The sequence below is a fragment of the Occultella gossypii genome, assembly GCF_019947135.1.
GTDB classification, from domain to species: Bacteria; Actinomycetota; Actinomycetes; order Actinomycetales; family Beutenbergiaceae; genus Occultella; species Occultella gossypii.
This window is the reverse complement of record NZ_JAGSHT010000004.1, coordinates 43,522-63,291: the sequence shown is the minus strand read 5'-3', so window position 1 is coordinate 63,291 and position 19,770 is coordinate 43,522. Positions and strand designations below refer to the sequence as shown.

Sequence of the window (19,770 nt, the reverse complement as noted above, 5' to 3'; positions counted from 1 at the left end):
GGTGGCTACTTGGAGCCGGACATGGCGATGCCCTGGATGAACTGCTTCTGCAGCAGCACGAAGATCAGCACCATCGGCAGGATCGCGAGTAGGGATCCGGCCATCAGGACCGGATAGTCGGTGCCCTGGGCTCCTTGGAGCGTGGCCAACCCGACCGGGAGGGTCATCCGGCTGGGGTCGGTGTTGATGACCAGCGGCCAGAGCAGGTCGTTCCAGGAGAACAGCGACGTCATGATGGTGACCGCCGCCAGGGCAGGGATGCACAACGGCAGGATGATCCGCCGGTAGATCTGCCACGGGTTGGCGCCGTCGATCCGGGCCGCCTCGTCCAGCTCGACCGGCAGGGACCGCATGAACTGGTACAGGATGAACATCCCGAACGAGGAGAAGATCCCGGGCAGGGCGAGCGCCTGGATCGTGTTCAGCCAGTTCAGGTCCCGGATCACCTCGTACTGCGGAATGATGAACAGCTGTGGCGGCACCATCAGGGTGGCCAGGAACAGCGTCAACAAGGCCCGCTGCAGCGGGAACCGGAGCCGGGCGAAACAGAACGCGGCGAGCGAGGCGATGAGGAGCTGGCCGGTGACCCGCAGGATCAACGCAAGCAGGCTGTTCACCGCCATCGTCTCGACGGGCAGCACGTCGAAGATGCGCTGGTAGTTCTCCCAGTGCCACGCGCTCGGCCAGATCACCGGCGGCGCCACGGTGGACTCCCGGAGCGACTTCACCGAGGTGAGGAACTGCCACAGGAACGGGGCCACCATCAGTAGCGCACCGACTGCGAGCACCAGGTAGGTGGCCACCCGGCCGGCCCGCAGCCCCGCTCGAGCGTCCTGGCCCCGGCCCGGTCGGCTCCGCTCAGGCATAGTGCACCCACCGTCGCTGGAGCCGGAACTGGATCGCGGTCACGATGAGCGTGACGACCAGGGTGACCAGCGCGATCACCGCGCCGAGCGGCCGGTCGCTGCGCACGAAGGCCTCCTCGTAGAACAGGTAGACGATCGTCTTGCTGTCGGCGAGCGCCGGGTTCGTCCGGCCGAGCATCACGAAGAGCAGGTCGAACATCTGCAAGGAGCCGATCACGGACAGGACGCTCACGAGGAAGACCGACGGAGACAGCAGCGGAGCGGTGATCGACGCGAACCGCCGAACTGGGCCTGCGCCGTCGAGCATTGCGGCCTCGGTGACGCTGTCCGGGATCGCCTCGAGTCCGGCGGCGAGAATGATCAGGTTGGTGCCAAGGCCCATCCAGATCCCCACCACGGCGACGGCGTAGAGCGCGGTTCTCGGGTCGGCGACCCACGCCGTCGTCGGCAGGCCCATGGTCGCGAGGACTTCGTTGAGGAGACCGAAGTCGCCGTTGTAGATGTAGCGCCAGACCATGGCCACGGCCGCGGGCATCGTGACCACGGGCAGGAAGTAGAGGACGCGGAACAACCCGCGAAAGCGCAGACCGCGCTGGTGCAACAGGACGGCCGCGATCATCGCCAGCGGCACGCCGAGCAGCACCACCGCTGCGTAGACGAGCGTGTTGAGAAGTGCCCGGGGTAGCTCGTCCCCGGTCAGGACCTGCACCCAGTTGTCGAATCCCGTGATCTGGTACCCGAGGAACGGGTTGCCGGTGGAGACGGACAGGATGGCCGTGCGGATGAGCGGCCAGAGGTAGAAGACCACCAGCCCGAGCACGGGCACCGCGAGCAGGATCGCGGCCCACCGGCCGTCCCCGGAGGGTCGGCGGCTGCGAGCCGCCGGCCCTCCGGGCGTGTGTGCGACGGTCATGCCAGTGCTAGCCCTGCTCCGCGGCGAGGGCCTCGTTCATCGCGTCTGCGAGGTTCCCGGCGGCCTCCTCGACGGGCTGCTCACCGGTCCAGGCCGGAGTCAGGAGTTCCGACTCGCGGCTGGCCCAGGCCTCGGTGTTGTCCGATACCGGGAACACCACGGACGAGTCGACCATGTCGAGGAACACCTGGACGTTGAACTGCGGGAACGCGTCCACCCAGGCCTGCTGCGTGTCCTGATAGGAGCCGATGACCGCTCCGCTGTCACTCTGGATCTGTGACGCCTCGGGTGAGGAGAGGAAGACCGCGAGCCTGGCCGCCTCCTCCGGGTGCTCCGAGCCCGCGAACGCCACGTTGCCCAGTCCGTTGATGACGGTCACGTCGGAGACCGGGCCGGCGGGCAGTTCGGTGACGTCGAAGTTCGCGGACGCGTACTCGTCGGCCGCGAACCGGACCGCGTAGAAGGAACCCGTGTACAGCATCGCGAGGCGCCCGGACATGAACTGCGCGACCGACTCCGTGTCGGCGAAGGACTGCAGGTCGGGTGACACGCCATAGGTGTTGATCATGTCGGTCCAGTAGGCGATGCCCTCGATCGACGCCGGGTCGTCGTACCCGGAGGTGGTGCCGTCGGCGGAGATCACCTCACCGCCGGCCTGGTAGATGGTGTTGTAGTACGTCGCCTGCGGGTCCAGGGGTGCCCCGATGCCGAAGACGTCGGCGGCCGGGTCCGTGAGGGCCTGGGCGTTCGTGATGACGTCGTCCCAGGTCCAGTCGGGGTTCGGGTACGCCACCCCGGCCGCGTCGAAGAGTGCCTTGTTGTACCAGAGCCCGATGGTGTCGAAGTCCTTGGGCAACGCGTAGGTGACGTCGTCCCGCTGGTAGAGCGCGACCAGTGCCTCCGGGTAGCCGGACACGTCGATGCCGGCATCGGCGATCGTGTCATCGAGCGGCAGGAGTGCCCCGCCCTCGAGGTAGGGACCGAGGCGGGCGCCGAGCATCCACGCGACGTCCGGCCCGGTGCCGCCCGCCGACGTCGTCAGCAGGGTGTTCCAGTAGTCGACCCACGGGATCACCTGGAGGTTGACGGCGATGTTCGGGTTCTCGTCCTCGAACGCGTCGACCACGGCCTGGATGGCCGGTTCCTGGTCCGGGGAGAAGATGGCGAAGTCGAGTTCGATCTGTTCGCCGTCACTCGAACCGCCGTCGTCGCCCTCGGTGGCGGGATTCGTACAGCCCGCGAGCAGGCCGACGGCCAGGGCCCCGCTCAGGGTTACTGTCTTCCACTTCATCGTGCTTCCTTCCGCTGGGTTCATCTGTGTAGTTGGGGGCTGATCCAGTCGATGTGCGGCCTCGCGTCCGGCGCTGCACCGCTCGGGTCATCGACGAGCAGGGAGAGCCGTACGCGCCCCTCGACGGCGACGCGCACTTCGTGTGCCGGCTCTCCGGAGCGCAGCTCGAGCCGCGCCAGGACGACGTCGTCGCCACGGACCTCTACCGTCGCCACCTGCCCGGGCGTCTCGTCGTCGATGCCGACCAGGCAGGTGAACTCGGAGGCGAGTCCGCCGATGGCGTACGTGACCTCGGCCGGTGAGCAGACCCCGAGGCCGCGTTCGTAGGTGGTGCCTGCCACGGACATCGGGGCGCCGTCGTTCGGGTTCCCGGGACCGTTGGACATGTCCCGCTCCACGGGGCCGTATCCGTTCGCGGCCGTGATCGGGCGGCACGGCACCAGGTCGGTGGTGCCGTGGCCGGGATGGGTCACGATGCGCACGTGCGCGAGCGGCCTGCGGGACCGATCGGAGTCCCTGAGGGTCAGCACGGCGACGTAAGCCGGGCCCACGTCCTGCGGCACCGTGACGGCCCATCGTTGACGGCCCGTCGAGCGCGGTTCCGGCCAGCCCGGGGGCGGCACGAGTTCGGTGTCGCTGGGGCCGGTGGCGGCAATCTCGACGACGTCGCCCGGGTGTGCCGCGATGAGGTCACGTTCCACGGTCGCGGCCGTATCCAGGTTCAATGCCCGACGGCGGAGGTTCGTTGGGAAGAGCACGGCACCTCCGTTATCGCGAAGGTCGAGCCGTAGGTGCCCGGCTTTGAGTTGCTGGGGCGCCTTCCGCAGGCCGGTGTCGCCGTCGTCGGTGACCAGGTGGAACGGTTGGTCGCCGAGTCCGGTGAGGTCGAGGTCCACCGTGCGCGGCTGCCCGGCGCCGATGACGCCGACGAACCAGTCGTCGCCCGTGCGTCGGGCGATCGCCACCCAGTCACCCGGTCGGCCTCCGATGAGCCGGGTCTCGTCCCAGGTGGCCGGGACGGCATCCAGGACCTCCTGTGCGATCGGGCGGGCGAGGTACTCCCCGATCTCGTCCGCGAAGTGGGTGATTCCGGACTCGATCACGATCGCCAGGGCCAGTTCGTGCGCGTCCGAGGTCACCCGAGCGGGCGTGGAGAAGGTCACCGGCGTGTAGTCCGCCGAGCCGATCACGTTGCGCGTGAACGGGACGATCGTGTTGTGCGCCGGCGGCAGCGGGTCCCCGTAGAAGACGTAGTACTCGGCGCCCCGGACGGCCTCGTAGGTCACCACGTGCGGGTGGGTCCGGGCCCACCCTCGCGGGATGACGGAGCCGTGGAAGTTCAGCATCAGGCCGACCCGGGCGGCTTCGGCGATCACCTCGTCGTACCAGCGGTACCGCTCCTGCGATTCCGACTCCATGAAGTCGACCTTGACGCCGGCGACGCCCCAGGACGCCCACTCCGCGAGGTCGGTGTGGATGTCGAGCCAGTCCCAGCTGACCCAGACGAAGACCCCGATCCCGCGGGCACCGGCGGCGGCGACGAGTTCGGGCATCCAGGTGCGGTCCCAGCCGCAGTCGACCAGGAGGTGCTCCCAGCCGTGCTCGGCGGCGTAGTCGACCAGGCGCAGCTGCGCGCTCAGCTGGGCGCCGGAGTAGAAGTCGGACCACCAGGACCACGCGGCCCGGCCCGGGCGGACCCACGCCGGGATCGGCGCCACGGCGGGCCGCGCCAGGTCGTCGACCAGGTGGGAGGCCACGATGGTGGCGAGGCTGCCTAGGTGGAAGACCCGCCACGGGATGGCGGTGTTCCCCTCCCCCAGCTGCACCGGGTCCGCCAGGGTGAACGAGAAGGCGCCGGCCTCGTGGGTCAGGAGCGAGCCGCCGTAACCGCCGTCGATGTCGGACTCCGCGATCAGCACGTACCCGGCGTCGTCACCGGGCACGGCCTGCGCCAGCAGCGGCAGACCCCAAGAACCGTCGGGCAGGTCCGCCGTCGTCGACTCGAACCTCGGTTCCTCGTACCAGGGGGTGTACCTCAGTGGCCACAACGGGGCGTCGGCCGGGAGGCCGAGGGCGAGGTCGGACCCCTGGACCACCTCACCGGCGAAACCGTCCAGGATGAGACGGAACGCGACGCCGTCGGCCGCTGCTCGCAGCACCAGCGTGACCTGCGCGCCACCCTCGCGGGCGAACGTGACCTGGTGTTCGGCGTGCCGGACGTCGTGGCGCCCGGTGCGCTTGCCGACGGCGAGCTCGTAGGACTCGGTCACCTCACGTTCGACCGCCGACGCCGGCCGCAGCCCGGCCAGCAGGTCGGTGCCGCCGGCCGTCGGCAGCCGCAGCGCCGTCGCCGACTCGAGCCGAAGGGCACCGCGCCACAGGGCGACGTGGATGCCGCCGTCGCGCAGGCTCGCCTCGATCCCGCATTCGTCGAGGCTCGCGCTCCAGGTGGACTCAGGCATGGGAACCTCCGAAGACTCGACGGCCGGCGGCCAGCCGGCTGGGAAAGGCCAGTTCCTCGATGGCGACCGCCGCGGCTCCGCGCGCCCACTCATCCAGCGGCAGTGGCTGCAGGTGGAGCTGGGTCTGTTGTGCCGCCCCGAAGGTCTGCTCAACGAACGCCGCCCGGATCGCGGACTCGATGAAGTCGTAGGACGTCAGGCCCTCACCCGAGACGATCACCTGCGCCGGGCCGATGATGTTGGCCAGCGACGCGATGGCCAACCCGATCAGGTGACCGGCCCGCACGAAGACCTGCTCGATCGCCGTATCACCGGAGCGAGCCCGCTCGACGGCTTCGGCCAGCGTCAGGTCCGGGTCGCCCGCGGCTTCACGGCACCGCCGGATCAGCGTCTCCGTGGACGCCTCCGCCTCGACGCAACCGTGCCCGCCGCATCGGCAGAGAACGGCTGGGTCACCGACCGGCAGATGCCCGATCTCACCCGCCACCGAGTGCGCGCCGCGGATCAGAGCGCCGTCCACCACCAGCGCGGAACCGATGCCGGTGCCGATGGTCACCAGCGCGAAGTCGTCCAGGCCGCGTGCGTATCCGAACCACTGCTCCGCGGTCGCCAACGCCTTGACGTCGTTCTCGACGACGACGTGCTTGCCGGTCGCCTTCGAGACGCGGGCACCGAGGTCCACCTCGCGCCAGTCCAGGAATGGTGAGTACCGGACCCGGCCCGTGGCGTGGTCGACGTCGCCGGACACGCTGAGGCCGACGTGATCGGCGGGATGCGTGAAGCCGAGCTTGCGCGCCCGGCGATCCAGGGCCCCGATGATCTCGACCACGGTCTCGATCGCGGCGTCCACATCCGTGCCGGCCAGCGGCCGCTGCTCAACGCCTCTGATCCTCCCGCCGAAGTCGACGAGGACCCCGACGACCTCCTCATGGGTCAGCTTCAGGCCGAACGTGCCGGTGTAGTCGACTGCGATCCGCACCGGTCTGCGCGGGCGGCCCATCCTGCTCGTGGTCGGGTCCTGCGCAGCGTCGCCCGCCCCGGCGTCGGCGTACTCGAGGCACCCGGCGTCCAGGAGCGGCTGCGTCGCGCGGGTGACCGCCGCCGAGGAGAGGCCGATGCGGCGGGCGATGTCCGTTCGGGCGATCGGCTGCTCGGCGAAGACTGTGGTGAGCACCGCGGCTTCGGCGGGTGTTCCCTCGATCGGACCACGTCGTTGTAGAGGCACGAGAAGACCATGACGCACTTAATTACCTGTGTCAAGTATCTTTCTCAGGTTGGCCGATCAGCTCGTCCCGGGTCACCTGCGTCCAGCCGAAGCAATGCCCCGTCGCCGGGGAGCGGCATGGGCAACCTGCCGGCATCGCCTCATTTCAACGATCCCGCCGTCAGCCCGCTCACCAGGTACTTCTGTGACCACAGCCCGACGGTGAGAGCGGGGAGCATCAGGAGCGTGGCTCGCGCACCGAGGTCCTGCCAGGCAATCTGTTCGCCGCCCTTCAACTCGGCAAGGGCGAGTGGAAGGGTCGTCGCGTCCACGGACGTGAACATGAACGCGAACAGGAACTCGTTCCACGCCATGTTCCCGGTGATGATCCCGGTTGCCACGATGCCGGGGGCAGCCAGGCGCATCGTGACCCGGAAGAAGGCGCCGAGGGCTGAACATCCGTCGAGTTCGGCCGCCTCCTCCAGCTCCTTGGGCACACCCTCGAAGAACGACTTGAGCAGCCAAGCCGCGAACGGTGCGTTCAGCGCCGTGTACACGAGGATCAGCGCCGCGTGGGTGTCGATCAGCCCGAATGTGCTGAAGAGCAGGAAGAGGGGAATCACGGCACTGATGGGCGGAAGCAGCCGTGAGGCGAGGATGAACGTGAGGACCGGCCCCTTCCCCCGGAACGCGAATCGCGCCAGCGAGTACGCTGCCAGGCCAGCGACCAGGATGGTCGCGACCGTGCTGGCCATCGTGATCCCAACGCTGTTCAGGAGGTCGCTGAGCACGCCGGCGCCCGGTGAGAAGAGCGTCCGCCGGTACGCGTCGAGCGTCGGTGTGAACCAGAAGACGGGTTCGTCCGCCAATATCTCGAGCCTGGTCTTCAACGACGTCAGAACGATCCACAGGATCGGGAAGAGGCTCCATGCCAGGAGCGCGACGACCGCGGCGGCCCGCGGAGCGCCGCGGGTCCAGCTCGGCAGGTTTCTGCCCTGCACGGACACGGGAGCGGCCATCAGGCATCCACCTCCCGGTAGACCCATCGGATGTAGGCGAACGCGATCACGGCACCGAGCACGAGCAGCACCACGGAGACGACGGACGCTGTCGCCGTGTTCGCGTAACGGAAGTAGTACTGGTGAACCAGGAGGCCCAACGGGGTGGTGCTGTTGCCCGGTCCTCCACCGGTGAGGATGAAGGGGAGCTCGAACAGACGCAGCTTGAAGATCGTCTGGAACAGCAGTGCCACGGCGATGGCCGGCCGGAGCAGCGGCAACTTGATGAAGGCGAATACCTGGGCGCGGGAAGCGCCGTCCACGCGCGCCGCCTCGAGGACATCGGTGGGCATCGCCGCCATCCCTGCCAGGAGGATGATCAGGACGAACGGCGTCGAACGCCAGACCTCCGACAGGACCGTCGCCCAGAACGCCGGGCTTGCCGACCCCAGCCAGTTCACAGCCTCGATCCCCACAAGCCCGAGGCCCCAATTGATGGTCCCGATCGAGTAGTCGAGCATGAGCCTCCAGATCAGCCCCGCCGCCACGGGGGCGATCAGGTAGGGCAACATGAGGGCCGCGGTGAGGAGCTTGCGGGTCCGCGCGCGCATCCCGTCGAGCAGGGACGCGGCGCCGAATCCGAGAAGGAGTTCGAGCGCGATCGTCGCCGCCGTGAACACCAGCGTGTACCGCAGGGCCTGCTGGAACACCGCGTCGCCGAGGACCTGCTCGTACGCGGACGTCGACCATTGCCCGTCGACACTGACGGACTCCACGAGGGCCTGCACCATCGGCCAGATGAGCAGGCCGGCGATGAGGAGCAGGACAGGGAGGAGCGGCAGCAACCAGGGCGGGATCCGGCGCATGCGCCGGCGCTGCGTCGGCGGCTCGTGGAGGCGGTCCGGTGCCGGTGCCTCTACCGTCATCATCAGCACATCTCCCCGGCGGTGGAGTTTCCGACGGGGTCAGCCGAGGACACGGTCGACCTGTTGGCAGGCGGCCGTGAGCGCATCCACGGAGGTGGCCGAACCGTCGAGCGCCGAGGTCACCTGAGTGGCGATGATGTCGATGATCTCTGGGAGTTCCCCGATCGGTGGGTCCACCTGCGCCACCTCACCTGACTCGAGCCACAGTCCGGCAACCGGGTTCGACTCGACGTAGCTCGGTTCCGTGTAGGTCGAAGTCCGGACCGGTCCGTTGGAGAACTCGGTGGCGGAGCGCAGGCTGTTCTCCACGCTCGTCACCCTTTGGATGAACTCCCATGCCCCCTCTTGGTTGGTGGAGGCCTCCGTGATCGACAGGTTCCAGGTCTGGGCCCGGCTGGTGCCCGGCGCCACGCCTTCGACAACGGGGGCGAGAGCGTATCCGAGGGAGTCGGCAACGGTGGATTCCTCGGGGTTCGCCATCAGACCCCAGTACGGCGAGAAGTAGACGCCCATGGCGGCGTTGCCCTGCTGCATGCTGCTGATGTAGTCGTCGCGTCCCCAAGCGAGGAAGTCGGTCGGCAGTGCCTCGTTCTCCACCAGGGCGACGAGCATGTCCGTTGCGGCAAGCCCCGCATCGCCGTCCAATGCACATTGGCCCTCATCGTCCAAGATCGTGCCTCCGGCCGAGTAGAGGAACCCAAGCCAGTCGTTGGCCAACTCACGCGGGACGCCTCGTTGGACGGCGCCGTTCACTTCGGCGGTGTCGAGTGCGGTGGCGGCCGAGACGTACTCCTCGAACGTCGCTGGCGGTTCGATGCCGGCCGCACTGAGGAGGTCAGTTCGGTAGTAGAGAACTTGGGTTCCGAGGCGTACCGGCACCCCGTACTGCGTACCGTCCACCGCGGCGAACTCACGCGTGCTGGCAAGGAAGTCGTCCCAGTCCCACACCTGCGGTGCACCGGAGATGAAGTCATCGAGCGGCAGCAGGCCATCCGTGACCCGGGGCATGTAGTCGATGTTCTGTAGCGCCACCAGGTCGTAGGTGCCGCTTCCGGCCTGGTAGTCGGCGATCAGCTTGTCTAGGTGCGGACCGATATCGGCGGTCGTGACATCCACCGAGATCCCCGTCGCCTCTTCGAACTCGGCGATGAACTCATCACCACCGAGGGCACCGTAGATCGTCGGGTGGGTCAGCAGCGTCAGCGGTGCGTCGGCGTCCTGCTCCACGCTCCCGGGATCGTCGCTGCCACCGTCGAGCGAGCATGCCGAGAGCATGGTCAGTGCCGCGGCTGCCATCATGGCTATGAAGCGTCGTTGCCTCATGTCGGACTCCGTTTCCTATTTCGGTCAGATGATGTCAGGAGAGACCAAGGCACCTCTCGCGGCGAGGCCGGCCCGGATTGCGGCGGGGTCGATGTCGATGAAGCGATCAACTCCTTCGGTGCGGGCAGTGGCCGCAGCCACCCCGGCGGCTTCGCCCATCGCGATGCACGGCCCCATGACGCGAGCCGATCCATTCGCCTCCCGTGAGGACGACAGGCAGCGGCCGGCCACAATGACATTTGGCACCCCCTGCGGCACCATCGCGGCATAGGGGATGTCGTAGGACCCGCCGCCCTCGATATAGCGGCGGAGCTGGTAGGTGCCAGCGCCGTGGATGTCAACGTGATGGGCGCCGCGGGCGACCCCGTCCTCGAGTTTGCGAGCCCCGAGCACGTCTTCGGTCTCCAATCGCCCTTCGCCCGCGATCCGCTTCGTCTCACGCACGCCGACGCGGGCGGCAAGAGCCGAGATTGATGCGCGCTCGTAACCCGGGATCTCCTTCTGCAGGAACGTGCTCGCCTGACGGACCTGATCCGTCAGGGTCGGCAACACGCGGGAGACCTCCTCCATCCGGGTTCCGTCGATGTCGGCGATCCGTGTGACGTTGAGGCCAACCTCCGACCTGGCCAGTGAGGTGGGCCAGGTGTAGAAGGCAGTGGTGGGGAACATGCGGTCCTGCGCGATCGCTGTCGCGAGTTTGTTGCCCTCACGGTGCGATCCGACGGCGACGAACGGAAGCCCGGACTCTGCGATCTTCCCGGCCGCTTCGGCCTCGGACTCGGCGATGATCGGATTCTCGGCGACGATGACGTCCGCCGGGTGCGCACCGACGTAATCCACCAGCGCACGGTAGTCGACGGCGCACATCCGGAAGGTGAGGCTGACCGGCTGGCGTACGGCGTCGGCAGGCGGTTCCTCCATCGGAGCGCCAGCACGCTCCGCCAACCATCCATCACCACTGGCGTCGATGAACTGATCAGCACGGAGATCGACGTAGTCCCTGCCATCGTGCACAGTCAACCCTCGGACCCGACCATCCCCGGAGCGTGAGATGTCGATCGCCTGTGTGGCGAGCCGGAGCTCGACACCTGCCCGGCGCAGTTCGTCGACGACGACGAGCTTCATCAGTTCGGGGTCAAAGCAGGCTCCCCACATGGTGCGCCAGTCGAACGGCATGCCCACGTAACCGTCCAGATCTCTGAGCCGTTCGATCAGTCGACTGAAGATGCCCGCCACCGTGACCTCGCCCCGGCTGTTCGCCGCACCGAGGATAGGCAGGCCGCCGATCAGCTCACCGCCGGGCAATGGGCCCCGGTCCACGAGCACGACCCGTTGTCCCAACTCCGCTGCGGCGATCGCCGCCGGCACACCCGAGGCCCCCGCGCCAAGGACCACAATGTCGAAATCTCGCTCCAGCATCCCATCTCCATCGATCGGGTTCGGACTCCGTCGCCTGATTCGGCGGGTGTCGCCGAGCGCTCGCTGGCCCGGTCCAGCCAGGCTAGGTGCCGATCATCTATGAGGTCCAAGACTCATATGGTCCACATTGATACCAAGCGGGTATGTATCGTCTGGTCGTATGGAGTTGCAGCAGTTGCAGTACTTCCGCGCGGTCGCCGACCATCTGCACTTCAGCCGTGCCGCCGAGGCTCTCAGTACCGCGCAGCCCCATGTCAGTCGCGAGATCAAACGCCTTGAGCAGGAACTCGGCGCCGAGTTGTTCACCCGCACGACCCGTCGAGTGGCCCTCACGCAAGCGGGCGCAGCGTTGTACGACCGCACGGGGGTCATCTTCGATGAACTGACGCGTGCCGCCCAAGTGGTCCGCTCGGTCCACGAAGGCAGTTCGGGGCATGTCTCAGTGGGCTTCGCGGGCTCGACGACCTACTCATGGTTACCGTTCCTGGTGAAGGCCTACCGCCAGGAATTCCCCGGCGTGGAGCTCCAGATCCACACGGAGATGTTCACCGGCGAGCAGGTCGAGGCATTGCTGGACAACCAGCTCGATCTCGGTCTGCTTCGGCCGCCGTTCGAGGCCGACGGCGTGGATTCTCTGGAGATCTCCTCGGAACCGCTCATTCTGGCGCTGCCTGGAGACCACGCCCTGGCAGGATCCGAGGAACCCATACACCTCGAGCGGCTCCGCTCGGAGAGGTTCGTCACCTACGGGGGCCAAGGATCGGTGACTCAGGTGGCTGTGCTCGGCGCGTGCGTCCGCGCCGGCTTCGTGCCGACGACTGTGCAGACCGTGTTCGAGACACACTCCGTGATCTCGTTGGTCTCGGCCGGCCTCGGCGTGGCACTGGTGCCGCACTCGGCCAGGCACTTCACGATGCAGGGCGTAGTCTTCCGACCCGTCGCCGACTCGACGCTCGAGCTCCCCCTGGCGCTCGCATGGAGGCGAGCGACAACCAACGCGGCCGCCATGAACTTCGTGCAGCTCGCGCGCTCGCTCCGGGACAGCCCGCTGGCGCCGCGACCGGCTTGACTGGCGCTATGCCAATCCGCCGGCGGAGGGTCTCGCGGGTCGATGGCCCCGAGGCCAGTCACGTCGGGGACAGGTGCCTGGTGCCTACACCCGGTGGCCGACCGGCCGGGTGTGGACGAGGTGCGCGCTGACACCGACGCGCTGAGTCTGCCGTCGCCTAGCCGAGCCACGCGGCCCAGATCACCCCGCGTCCAGTCGAAGCAGTGCACGCCGGTATCTCTCATCCTCCCTGGTCGCGATCCGCCGGACCTCGGACCTCGGGAGTGCCGCCGCGTTGGGCCCGGCCGCCAGCAGCAGCCGTGCCATCTTCACGACCATCAGCGTGACGTCCAGCGCGGCCTCCGCCGTTCGGGCATGCGCGACCATCCCGTGCCCCGCCAGGAGCCAGACGTTCGAACGCCCGGTCCCGGCCCGCACCACGCCCAGGGCCTGCTTCGCGAGCTCCAGGCCAGGGTCGTGGTAGTCGAGGAGAACGGAGCTCGTCCCGCACATCACGACGTGATCGGGAATCATCCGCTCCCGGGCCAACTCCGCGCCACGCCCCGCCGCCATCAGGGCGAGCACGGGCGTCGGATGGGTGTGCAGGATGACTCCGGCACCGAGTTGCTCGCCGAGGACCGCATGCAGGCCGGCCTCCACGGACGGACGTGCGGCGCCGGCGTCCGCTCCGCCGGTCAGCACGTTCTTCCACGCGGCGTCGCTCGAGCACTCCTCGATACCGGCGAGCAGGCGGCTGCGGCTCATCTCGACGAAGTCGGATGGCTGGAGACGGCCGAGCCGGGTGCCACTGGCCGTGACGTGGAGCCGATCGCCCGGCGTCTGGACCGAGATGTTGCCTTCGGCCGCAACCACGAGTTCATTGCCCGGATCGGCGGCCGTCCTGGCCGTCTCGGCCGCCAGCCGCAGTTCCTCGGCGTCGGCGACGGTGGGGCGGTTCACCATCCCGCCGCACGACCCACACGCTCGCGTTCCCGGGTGCGTGCCGAGTCGGACCCACGGTAGGCGTCCAGTGGGCTGTCCAGCACGCCGAGCCGCTGACGCGCCTGGCGGACGAGCGGCCGGCCATCGGTCTGGTAGGCGTCGTCGAGGATCTGGTTGCATCCGACCACATCGCCGTCGTCCTGGGCGCGTTCCAGCTCGTCGAGATCGACCAGGAGTGCCTTCGCGAACGCCAGCTGGACCGCATCGATGCTGCGCAGCATGGCTGACATCTTGTCCTCGACCATCGCGCACTGGTCGATCTTGTAGAGGATCTCGTGAGCCGCACCCGTGACCATGGGGTCCGTGTCGTCCTCGGCCTTGATCAGCTCCAGGCAGATCAGGAAGAGTTCGTGGGGGTTGACCGCACCGACGAACAGGTCATCGTCACCGTACTTCTTGCTGTTCAGGTCGAAGCCGCCGAGCCGCCCGCGGCCGAGCAGGGTCGCGACGATGTGTTCGATGTTGGTTCCCAGGGGATGATGCCCGATGTCCACCAGAACGCGGGCACGAGGGCCGAGCGATTCGCAGAGGAGGAGCGACTGGCCCCAGTCGGCGATGTCGGTGTGGTAGAAGGCCGGTTCGAAGAACTTGTACTCGAGCAGCAGGGACATGTCGCTCGGCAGCTGACCGTAGATCTCGGCCAGCCCTTGCTCGAGCCACCGGCGTCGGCGCCGGAAGTCCCCTTGCCCCGGATAGTTGGTGCCGTCGGCCAACCAGAGTGAGATCTGGCGCGATCCCGTGGACTGCGCGACCGCGATGCACTCGGCAACATGGGCGATCGCCTGGGCGCGCACGGACGCGTCAACATGGGTGAGGGAGCCGAGTCGGTAGTTGTCCTCCTGGAACAGGTTCGGACTGATCGAGCCGATTCGCACACCGCGCTGTTGGGCGTACGTGGCGAGCGCGGCGTAGTCGTCCACGGCATCCCAGGGGATGTGGAGGGCGACGGTCGGTGTGACACCGGTCAGTTGGTGGACCTCGGCGGCGTCATCGATCTTCTCCCAGACGTCTCGCGCCGTTCCGGGCGTGTCGAAGACCTTGAAGCGGGTCCCGGTGCTGACGTACCCCCACGACTGCGTCTCGATGGACAGCTTGACGATTCTGTCGACGACTTCCTGTTGGTCCCGGGTCATGGGGTGTCCTCTCGTGGGTTCGGCTGTGGTTCGGGTTCGTATCGGTGAGCGGTCTGGGTGCGGCTGACGAGTGCCCGGCAGGCTGCGGTGTCCGGGACGCTGCCCAGGGCACGCGCCTGGAGCAGGGCGTTTCCGAGCAGGGATGCCTCTACCGGTCCGGCGAGAACGGTCCGCCCGGCGGCAGCTGCCAGGGCCTGTCCGAGGATCGGCAGGGCAGCACCTCCGCCCACGAGATGGATGACCGCACCCCGCCGGCCGAGCATCGCCTCGAGGTCCTCGATCGCTCGCACGAACGCCAGGACCAGGCTGTCGATGATGGCTCGCACCATTTCGGCACGGTTCGCCGGGACGCGGCCGGCCCCCTCCCGGGTCAGCTCGGCGATGAGGGTCGGCATGTCCTCGGGTGCGAACAGGCGGGGATCCTCACTGTCGAAGACCAACTGGCCCACCGGAAGCGCAGCGGCGGCCGCGAGCAACGTGTCCCCCGAGGTGTCCGTCCATCGGCCCAGGCACTCGTTCAGCAGCCACAGCCCGGCTGCGTTCCGGTGGATCGTGCTGACTCCGTCGACACCGAGTTCGTTGACGAATCCGGTGCCGAGCGCGCGGTCGGCCAGTACGCGCTCGTTCGACTCGACCCCGATGAGGGCCCACGTTCCGCACGAGATATAGATGAAGTCGTCGCTGCTGGCCGGAGTCGCCACGATGGCCGATGCGGTGTCATGCCCGGCGACCGTCACGAGCGGGGTCCGGCCAGCCACACCGAGCTGGTCGCAGACCTGGGGCAGCAGCTCGCCACGGACCGTGCCGCACGGCTGCACCTCCGGCATCGCGTCCCGGCCCAATCCCACCTCGGCCAGCAGGTCGGTCGACCAGCTCAGTGAGTGGACGTCGAACAACTGAGTGGTGCTCGCCCACGAGCAGTCGGTCGCTGCGTGGCCGGTCAGGCGATACGCGACGAGATCGCCGATGGACAGCAGCATGGCTGTCCTGCTGAGTGTCCGTTCCGACTCGGTGAGCAACTGGCACGCTGTGCTGAAGTCATGCGGCATCACACCTGTAATGGTTCGCGTCCTCAGCTCGTCGTAGCGTCGGCTCACGCCCACGGTGCGCGCGTCCCGGTAGCGAAACGGTGCCTCGATCAGGGAGCCGTTCCGCTCCAGCAGTCCGTAGTCGGCACCCCAGGCGTCGATACCGACGCTGTCGATCGGCCCGCCATCAGCGACCTGCCGAGCAGCATCGAGCAGGAGCGTCATGAGTTTCTCGAAATCCCAGCGTGCACCGTGACTGTCCGAGGTCGGCGTGGCGAACCTGACCAGGTCCAGCACCGTCAACTCGGACTCGTCGACGTAGACCCGAGCGACGCGACCACTCGTCGCGCCCAGGTCGATCGCCATGGCGTGCATCTACGGCTCCTTGAATCGCTCCAATTGCCCTGCCGAGCGAACCTAGGTGCGCGATACGGTCGCCGTCAAGACCTCAAGTCGCCGCGAATCTATGCGGCTCGACGCGCTGTCCTCACCGGCTGTGTCTCACAGCGAAGGGGCTTGACAGGACTCGGGTGACCCTGCCACGGTTCATGGGTTGAATCGCTCCAACCCAACCTTGGAACGTCCCCACAACGGAGAGTGGACAATGCGACACACCAACACACCCCAGGCCACCGCCCGGTCGACCACCGACGTCCCTCGCGGGGCGGCGGTGACCCGGCGCACCGCCCTTCGCGCCGGCGCCGCGCTCGGTGCCACGGTCGGCGTCCTGGCCACGGCGCAGTCCGCACATGCCGACGCCGCGGCGGGTGACCACCGACGTCTGGCGCTCGCCAGGGGCGGGAGAACCGCCTACGCCGTCTACGTCGGAGCCGATGAGGGTCCCATCGCGCGTCACGCGGCACAGGAACTGGTCGACTACCTCGGTGAGATCACCGGCGCATCGTTCCCGCTCGTCGTGGCGCCCGAACCGCCGAAATCCGGGCCACTGATCGTCATCGGTCGCCACAACCCCGTGGCCGTTGCCGCGGACCTGCCCTTGGCGGACGTCTCCGATGACGGCTTCTGCCTCCGCACGGTCGACACCGGCGCGGACGCTGACGGCCGCGCCAGCATCGTCATCGCCGGCGCCGGCGACCGGGGCACGCTCTACGGCGCCTACTGGTTCCTGGATCGCCTGTGCGGCGTGCGATGGTTCGGCCACGAGTACACGGTCGTTCCACGCCAGCGGGTGCTGACGCTGCGGCAGTCGGACCTGAACGCCGTCAAGGTGCCGGGTTTCCGCTTCCGAGAGGTGTTCGCGGCGGACGGTGCGGACCCCGCGTACCGGCACCACAACCTGCTGAACGGCAACAGTCACCACCTGCGCGAGCGGCCCTCCCCGCCCGAGCTCGACACCTGGTCGGACTACTGGCCCTACGAGGCACACAACTTCCACCAGATCGTGTCCGACCAGAGCCTCTGGCACGGCGGTCAGCTCCTGGCGATGGAACAGGCGACCCGTGATCAGGCCAGCGCCGAGCTGATCCAGCGGATCGATGCGAAGATCGAGGAGGGCCGCGACCCGTCGTTCGGGTTCAGCCAGATGGACTGGTCCTGGCAGCCGGACGCGGACAGCGCCGCGTTCGCCGAGGCGCATGGCGGGGCATTGTCGGCACCGATCATCGACATGCTGAACGAGGTCGCGGACGAGGTCGGTCAGGTGATCCCGGAGGCCCGGCTGGCCACCCTTGCGTACCAGTTCACGTTCCGCCCACCGACCGGTCTGGCCGTCAGCGACCGGGTGCTCATCACCGCAGCGCCGATCTGGGCCGACTTCGCTCATCCCCTGTTCGGTGAGGGCAACCCCGAGACCGCGGCTGACCTGGACGGGTGGACCCAGCTCACCGACCAGATCGTGGTCTGGACCTACAACACGAACTTCGAGAACTACCTGCTGCCGTTCCCGAACTGGTGGACGATGTGCGAATCACTGAAGCAACTGGCCGAGCGATCGGTCCAGGGGTACTTCGGTCAGGCGGCCTGGGACAACGGCGGCGGCGCCGAGACAGCGGAACTGCGTGCCTGGGTGCTCGCACGGCTGCTCTGGGACCCCGAGCTCGAACCCGATGCGCTCATCAGGGAGTTCGTCGACAACTACTACGGCGCCGGTGGCACTCAGGTCTATGAGTACCTGGAACTGCTGGCAAACTCGGTCACCTCGACCGGAGCCGAACTGCCCTGCTACATCTCGTCGGTCGCGCCCGCGTACCTGCCCTTCGAGACGGTGCGGCAGGCGGACCTGCTCCTCGACCGCGCGGAGCGGAACGTCCGCCGTGACGAAACCCTGCTCAAGCACGTCCGCATCCTGCGGATGGGCCTCGACATGGTCGTCCTCCTGCGCCGCAACGAGCTCACCAGCGCCGCGGCGGAACGCAACGTCCGTTGGGACCTGGAGATCGATCGTCGGATCGCCCGGTTCAACGACGCACTCGACGCCTCGGGAATGACCGCCTTCCGGGAGATCCTCGCCGGCGCCGCGTTGGGCGACGTCGATTGGCTTCGCCGGTTGGTCAGCGTCACTCCCAGCCCGGCGGACCCACCCGCCGAGGTCGCGGGCCTGCCCGCGAGCGACTGGGTCGACTATCAGGAGTTGGACTTCACGCTCTACCCCTTGAACGCCGACGTCGTCGAGGACGCGGCCGCCTCGAGCGGATACTCGGCCCGGATGACCGGCGGTTCGATCGACTGGGGGATCCAGCTCGAGCTGAGCCTGCTGCCGCCGGACATCGACTGGACGGTTTATGTTGTGGTCCGTGCCGACACCCAGTCCGAGGATCCGACAGCTCGCGCGATGTCGATCGGCGTCCACCCGCCGTTCGGCAACTACATCGATCTGCGCGTCGGAGACTTCTCGGACGGCGCCTTCCACACGATCGAGGTGCCCGGGACCTACCGGAGCGACAGTGCGGAGGTCGTCTGGGTCCAACCCCCTGGCTCGGACGCCATCTCCCACCTGTACGTCGACCGGATCTTCGCAGTCAGGGCGTAGCACTTCGTGGTGAACATCGAAGACGTGGCACGGCTGGCCGCCGTCGGCCGCTCGACGGTCAGCAACGTCATGAACCGGCCGCACATCGTCGCCCCAGCGACGCGCCAGCGCGTCCTCGATGCCATGGAGAACCTGGGATTCGTGCCGAACGAGTCCGCCCGCGTCCTCGCGGGCGGACCCGGTCGTTTCGTCGGCGTCGTCGTCCACGACGCCTCGAACCCGTTCTTCGGGGAGATCATCCGCACCGTCGAGGACGCCGCCCTCAACCTTCGGTACATCGTCTCCACCACGAACACCGGGGCCGACCCGGTGCGCGAGTCGACGGCCGTGGAACTACTAATCCAGCAACGCGCCTCGGGGGTCCTGATCACCCCCTCGGCCCTGCCCGCAGACGCCCTCGGCCGCCTGCGCCGCATCGGCACGAAGGTCGTGGTGCTCGACGCACCCGGAGAGTCCGGCATCTGTTCGGTGGCCATGGATGACACGGCCGGCGGCCGGCTGGCGGGCCAGCACTTCCTCGACTACGGCTACCGGAGCTTCGCGTTCGTCGGCACGCCGGCGCGCACGACGCAGCACGCCGCGCGCCTGGCCGGGTTCCGGGCGGCGCTCGAGGAGAGCCCGTTGGGTCGCCGCCTCGACGTCCAGGTGATCGAGGTCCCTCACGAGGACATCATCAGTGGTCGGCAGGCGGCGGAGCGGCTCCAGCACCGGGACTCCCCCGTCGCCGTGCTCTGCGGCAACGACCTGATCGCCATGGGACTGTCCTTCGCCCTGCAGGAACGCGGCACGGTCGTCCCCCAGGACGTGGCGATCTGCGGGTACGACGACATCGACATGGTGCGCTACCTGAGCGTTCCCTTCACCACCGTGCGCCAGCCCGTGCATGACATGGCGCGCACCGCCCTCGACCTCCTGGTCGAGGAGATGAGGGACCCCGAGCACGAGCACCAGGCCGTGCTGTTCGCCCCGGAACTCGTAGTCCGAGCCACGACCGCCCGCCAGTAACCGCCGCACACCGTTCCAGGGCTGCCCGTCCTGACGACCGCGGACCGCTCACGGTCGCCGCATCACCGAAGGAGACGATAATTCCCGACTGCAAGCCTCCCGATCAGCACGGTGTCTGGATCACGTCGGCAGCGTGGCAACAGGACCCCGATGGTCCGCTGCC

The 19,770-nt window shown here is 68.1% G+C and carries 15 protein-coding genes; 3 read left to right on the top strand and 12 right to left on the bottom strand.

From position 1 onward, the window contains the following. Positions 1 to 5: 5 nt before the first annotated feature. The 9 genes from KCQ71_RS04705 to KCQ71_RS04665 form a co-directional block, all read right to left on the bottom strand. A complete protein-coding gene (locus KCQ71_RS04705) occupies positions 6 to 866 on the bottom strand; it encodes a carbohydrate ABC transporter permease (protein WP_223403378.1) in 861 nt (286 codons plus the stop codon). After that, positions 859 to 1,779 carry a carbohydrate ABC transporter permease gene (locus tag KCQ71_RS04700; RefSeq protein WP_223403376.1) on the bottom strand — a complete coding sequence of 307 codons (921 nt, stop codon included), beginning with the start codon at positions 1,777 to 1,779 and terminating at the stop codon, positions 859 to 861. The genes KCQ71_RS04705 and KCQ71_RS04700 overlap by 8 nt, the downstream gene beginning before the upstream one ends. A gap of 7 nt (positions 1,780 to 1,786) precedes the next feature. Further along, complete coding sequence (locus KCQ71_RS04695) at positions 1,787 to 3,070, bottom strand: ABC transporter substrate-binding protein (protein ID WP_223403374.1); 1,284 nt, start codon at positions 3,068 to 3,070, stop codon at positions 1,787 to 1,789. A 20-nt stretch (positions 3,071 to 3,090) separates the two neighbouring features. Further along, positions 3,091 to 5,532, bottom strand: a complete 2,442-nt coding sequence (locus tag KCQ71_RS04690) for an NPCBM/NEW2 domain-containing protein (protein ID WP_223403372.1) — start codon at positions 5,530 to 5,532, stop codon at positions 3,091 to 3,093. Further along, the gene (locus tag KCQ71_RS04685) at positions 5,525 to 6,757 is read right to left on the bottom strand and encodes an ROK family transcriptional regulator (RefSeq protein ID WP_223403370.1); all 1,233 of its coding nucleotides are present in this window, start codon (positions 6,755 to 6,757) and stop codon (positions 5,525 to 5,527) included. Before KCQ71_RS04685 ends, KCQ71_RS04690 begins: the two co-directional genes overlap by 8 nt. Positions 6,758 to 6,897: 140 nt before the next feature. Then, positions 6,898 to 7,755 (bottom strand): carbohydrate ABC transporter permease, encoded by an 858-nt coding sequence (locus tag KCQ71_RS04680; RefSeq protein ID WP_223403368.1) that lies wholly within the window; start codon positions 7,753 to 7,755, stop codon positions 6,898 to 6,900. Then, positions 7,755 to 8,663, bottom strand: a complete 909-nt coding sequence (locus KCQ71_RS04675; RefSeq protein WP_223403360.1) for a carbohydrate ABC transporter permease — start codon at positions 8,661 to 8,663, stop codon at positions 7,755 to 7,757. The genes KCQ71_RS04680 and KCQ71_RS04675 overlap by 1 nt, the downstream gene beginning before the upstream one ends. Before the next feature lie 36 nt (positions 8,664 to 8,699). Continuing rightward, entirely contained in the window at positions 8,700 to 9,983 is a 1,284-nt protein-coding gene (locus KCQ71_RS04670) for an ABC transporter substrate-binding protein (RefSeq protein ID WP_223403358.1), read from the bottom strand. Positions 9,984 to 10,007: 24 nt separating this feature from the next. Then, positions 10,008 to 11,402: an FAD-dependent oxidoreductase gene (locus KCQ71_RS04665; protein ID WP_223403356.1), complete on the bottom strand. Its 1,395-nt coding sequence runs from the start codon at positions 11,400 to 11,402 to the stop codon at positions 10,008 to 10,010. Positions 11,403 to 11,562: 160 nt separating this feature from the next. Here KCQ71_RS04665 and KCQ71_RS04660 point away from each other — a divergent pair, with 160 nt between their 5' ends. Beyond that, positions 11,563 to 12,471 carry a LysR family transcriptional regulator gene (locus KCQ71_RS04660; RefSeq protein WP_223403354.1) on the top strand — a complete coding sequence of 303 codons (909 nt, stop codon included), beginning with the start codon at positions 11,563 to 11,565 and terminating at the stop codon, positions 12,469 to 12,471. A 180-nt stretch (positions 12,472 to 12,651) separates the two neighbouring features. Here the strand turns inward: KCQ71_RS04660 and KCQ71_RS04655 are convergent, their stop codons facing one another. Genes KCQ71_RS04655 through KCQ71_RS04645 form a run of 3 tightly spaced genes read right to left on the bottom strand, consistent with a single transcriptional unit; the run spans position 12,652 to position 15,988 of the window. Continuing rightward, positions 12,652 to 13,413: a class II aldolase/adducin family protein gene (locus KCQ71_RS04655; RefSeq protein ID WP_223403352.1), complete on the bottom strand. Its 762-nt coding sequence runs from the start codon at positions 13,411 to 13,413 to the stop codon at positions 12,652 to 12,654. Further along, positions 13,407 to 14,585, bottom strand: coding sequence for an L-rhamnose isomerase (gene rhaI / locus KCQ71_RS04650; RefSeq protein WP_223403350.1), 1,179 nt, complete (start codon positions 14,583 to 14,585; stop codon positions 13,407 to 13,409). Before rhaI ends, KCQ71_RS04655 begins: the two co-directional genes overlap by 7 nt. Further along, a complete protein-coding gene (locus KCQ71_RS04645) occupies positions 14,582 to 15,988 on the bottom strand; it encodes a rhamnulokinase (protein WP_223403348.1) in 1,407 nt (468 codons plus the stop codon). The genes rhaI and KCQ71_RS04645 overlap by 4 nt, the downstream gene beginning before the upstream one ends. Before the next feature lie 229 nt (positions 15,989 to 16,217). Here KCQ71_RS04645 and KCQ71_RS04640 point away from each other — a divergent pair, with 229 nt between their 5' ends. After that, positions 16,218 to 18,602 (top strand): DUF4838 domain-containing protein, encoded by a 2,385-nt coding sequence (locus tag KCQ71_RS04640; protein WP_223403346.1) that lies wholly within the window; start codon positions 16,218 to 16,220, stop codon positions 18,600 to 18,602. Between the two features lie 9 nt (positions 18,603 to 18,611). Further along, on the top strand, positions 18,612 to 19,607 hold the full coding sequence (locus tag KCQ71_RS04635) for a LacI family DNA-binding transcriptional regulator (protein ID WP_223403345.1): 996 nt from the start codon (positions 18,612 to 18,614) through the stop codon (positions 19,605 to 19,607). Positions 19,608 to 19,770: the final 163 nt, after the last annotated feature.

Coding starts and splice junctions, on each gene's coding strand:
- KCQ71_RS04705 (WP_223403378.1), bottom strand. CDS start 866: ATGCCTGAGCGGAGCCGACCGGGCCGGGGCCAGGACGCTCGAGCGGGG.
- KCQ71_RS04700 (WP_223403376.1), bottom strand. CDS start 1,779: ATGACCGTCGCACACACGCCCGGAGGGCCGGCGGCTCGCAGCCGCCGA.
- KCQ71_RS04695 (WP_223403374.1), bottom strand. CDS start 3,070: ATGAAGTGGAAGACAGTAACCCTGAGCGGGGCCCTGGCCGTCGGCCTG.
- KCQ71_RS04690 (WP_223403372.1), bottom strand. CDS start 5,532: ATGCCTGAGTCCACCTGGAGCGCGAGCCTCGACGAATGCGGGATCGAG.
- KCQ71_RS04680 (WP_223403368.1), bottom strand. CDS start 7,755: ATGGCCGCTCCCGTGTCCGTGCAGGGCAGAAACCTGCCGAGCTGGACC.
- KCQ71_RS04675 (WP_223403360.1), bottom strand. CDS start 8,663: ATGATGACGGTAGAGGCACCGGCACCGGACCGCCTCCACGAGCCGCCG.
- KCQ71_RS04670 (WP_223403358.1), bottom strand. CDS start 9,983: ATGAGGCAACGACGCTTCATAGCCATGATGGCAGCCGCGGCACTGACC.
- KCQ71_RS04665 (WP_223403356.1), bottom strand. CDS start 11,402: ATGCTGGAGCGAGATTTCGACATTGTGGTCCTTGGCGCGGGGGCCTCG.
- KCQ71_RS04660 (WP_223403354.1), top strand. CDS start 11,563: ATGGAGTTGCAGCAGTTGCAGTACTTCCGCGCGGTCGCCGACCATCTG.
- KCQ71_RS04655 (WP_223403352.1), bottom strand. CDS start 13,413: ATGGTGAACCGCCCCACCGTCGCCGACGCCGAGGAACTGCGGCTGGCG.
- rhaI (WP_223403350.1), bottom strand. CDS start 14,585: ATGACCCGGGACCAACAGGAAGTCGTCGACAGAATCGTCAAGCTGTCC.
- KCQ71_RS04645 (WP_223403348.1), bottom strand. CDS start 15,988: ATGCACGCCATGGCGATCGACCTGGGCGCGACGAGTGGTCGCGTCGCT.
- KCQ71_RS04640 (WP_223403346.1), top strand. CDS start 16,218: ATGCGACACACCAACACACCCCAGGCCACCGCCCGGTCGACCACCGAC.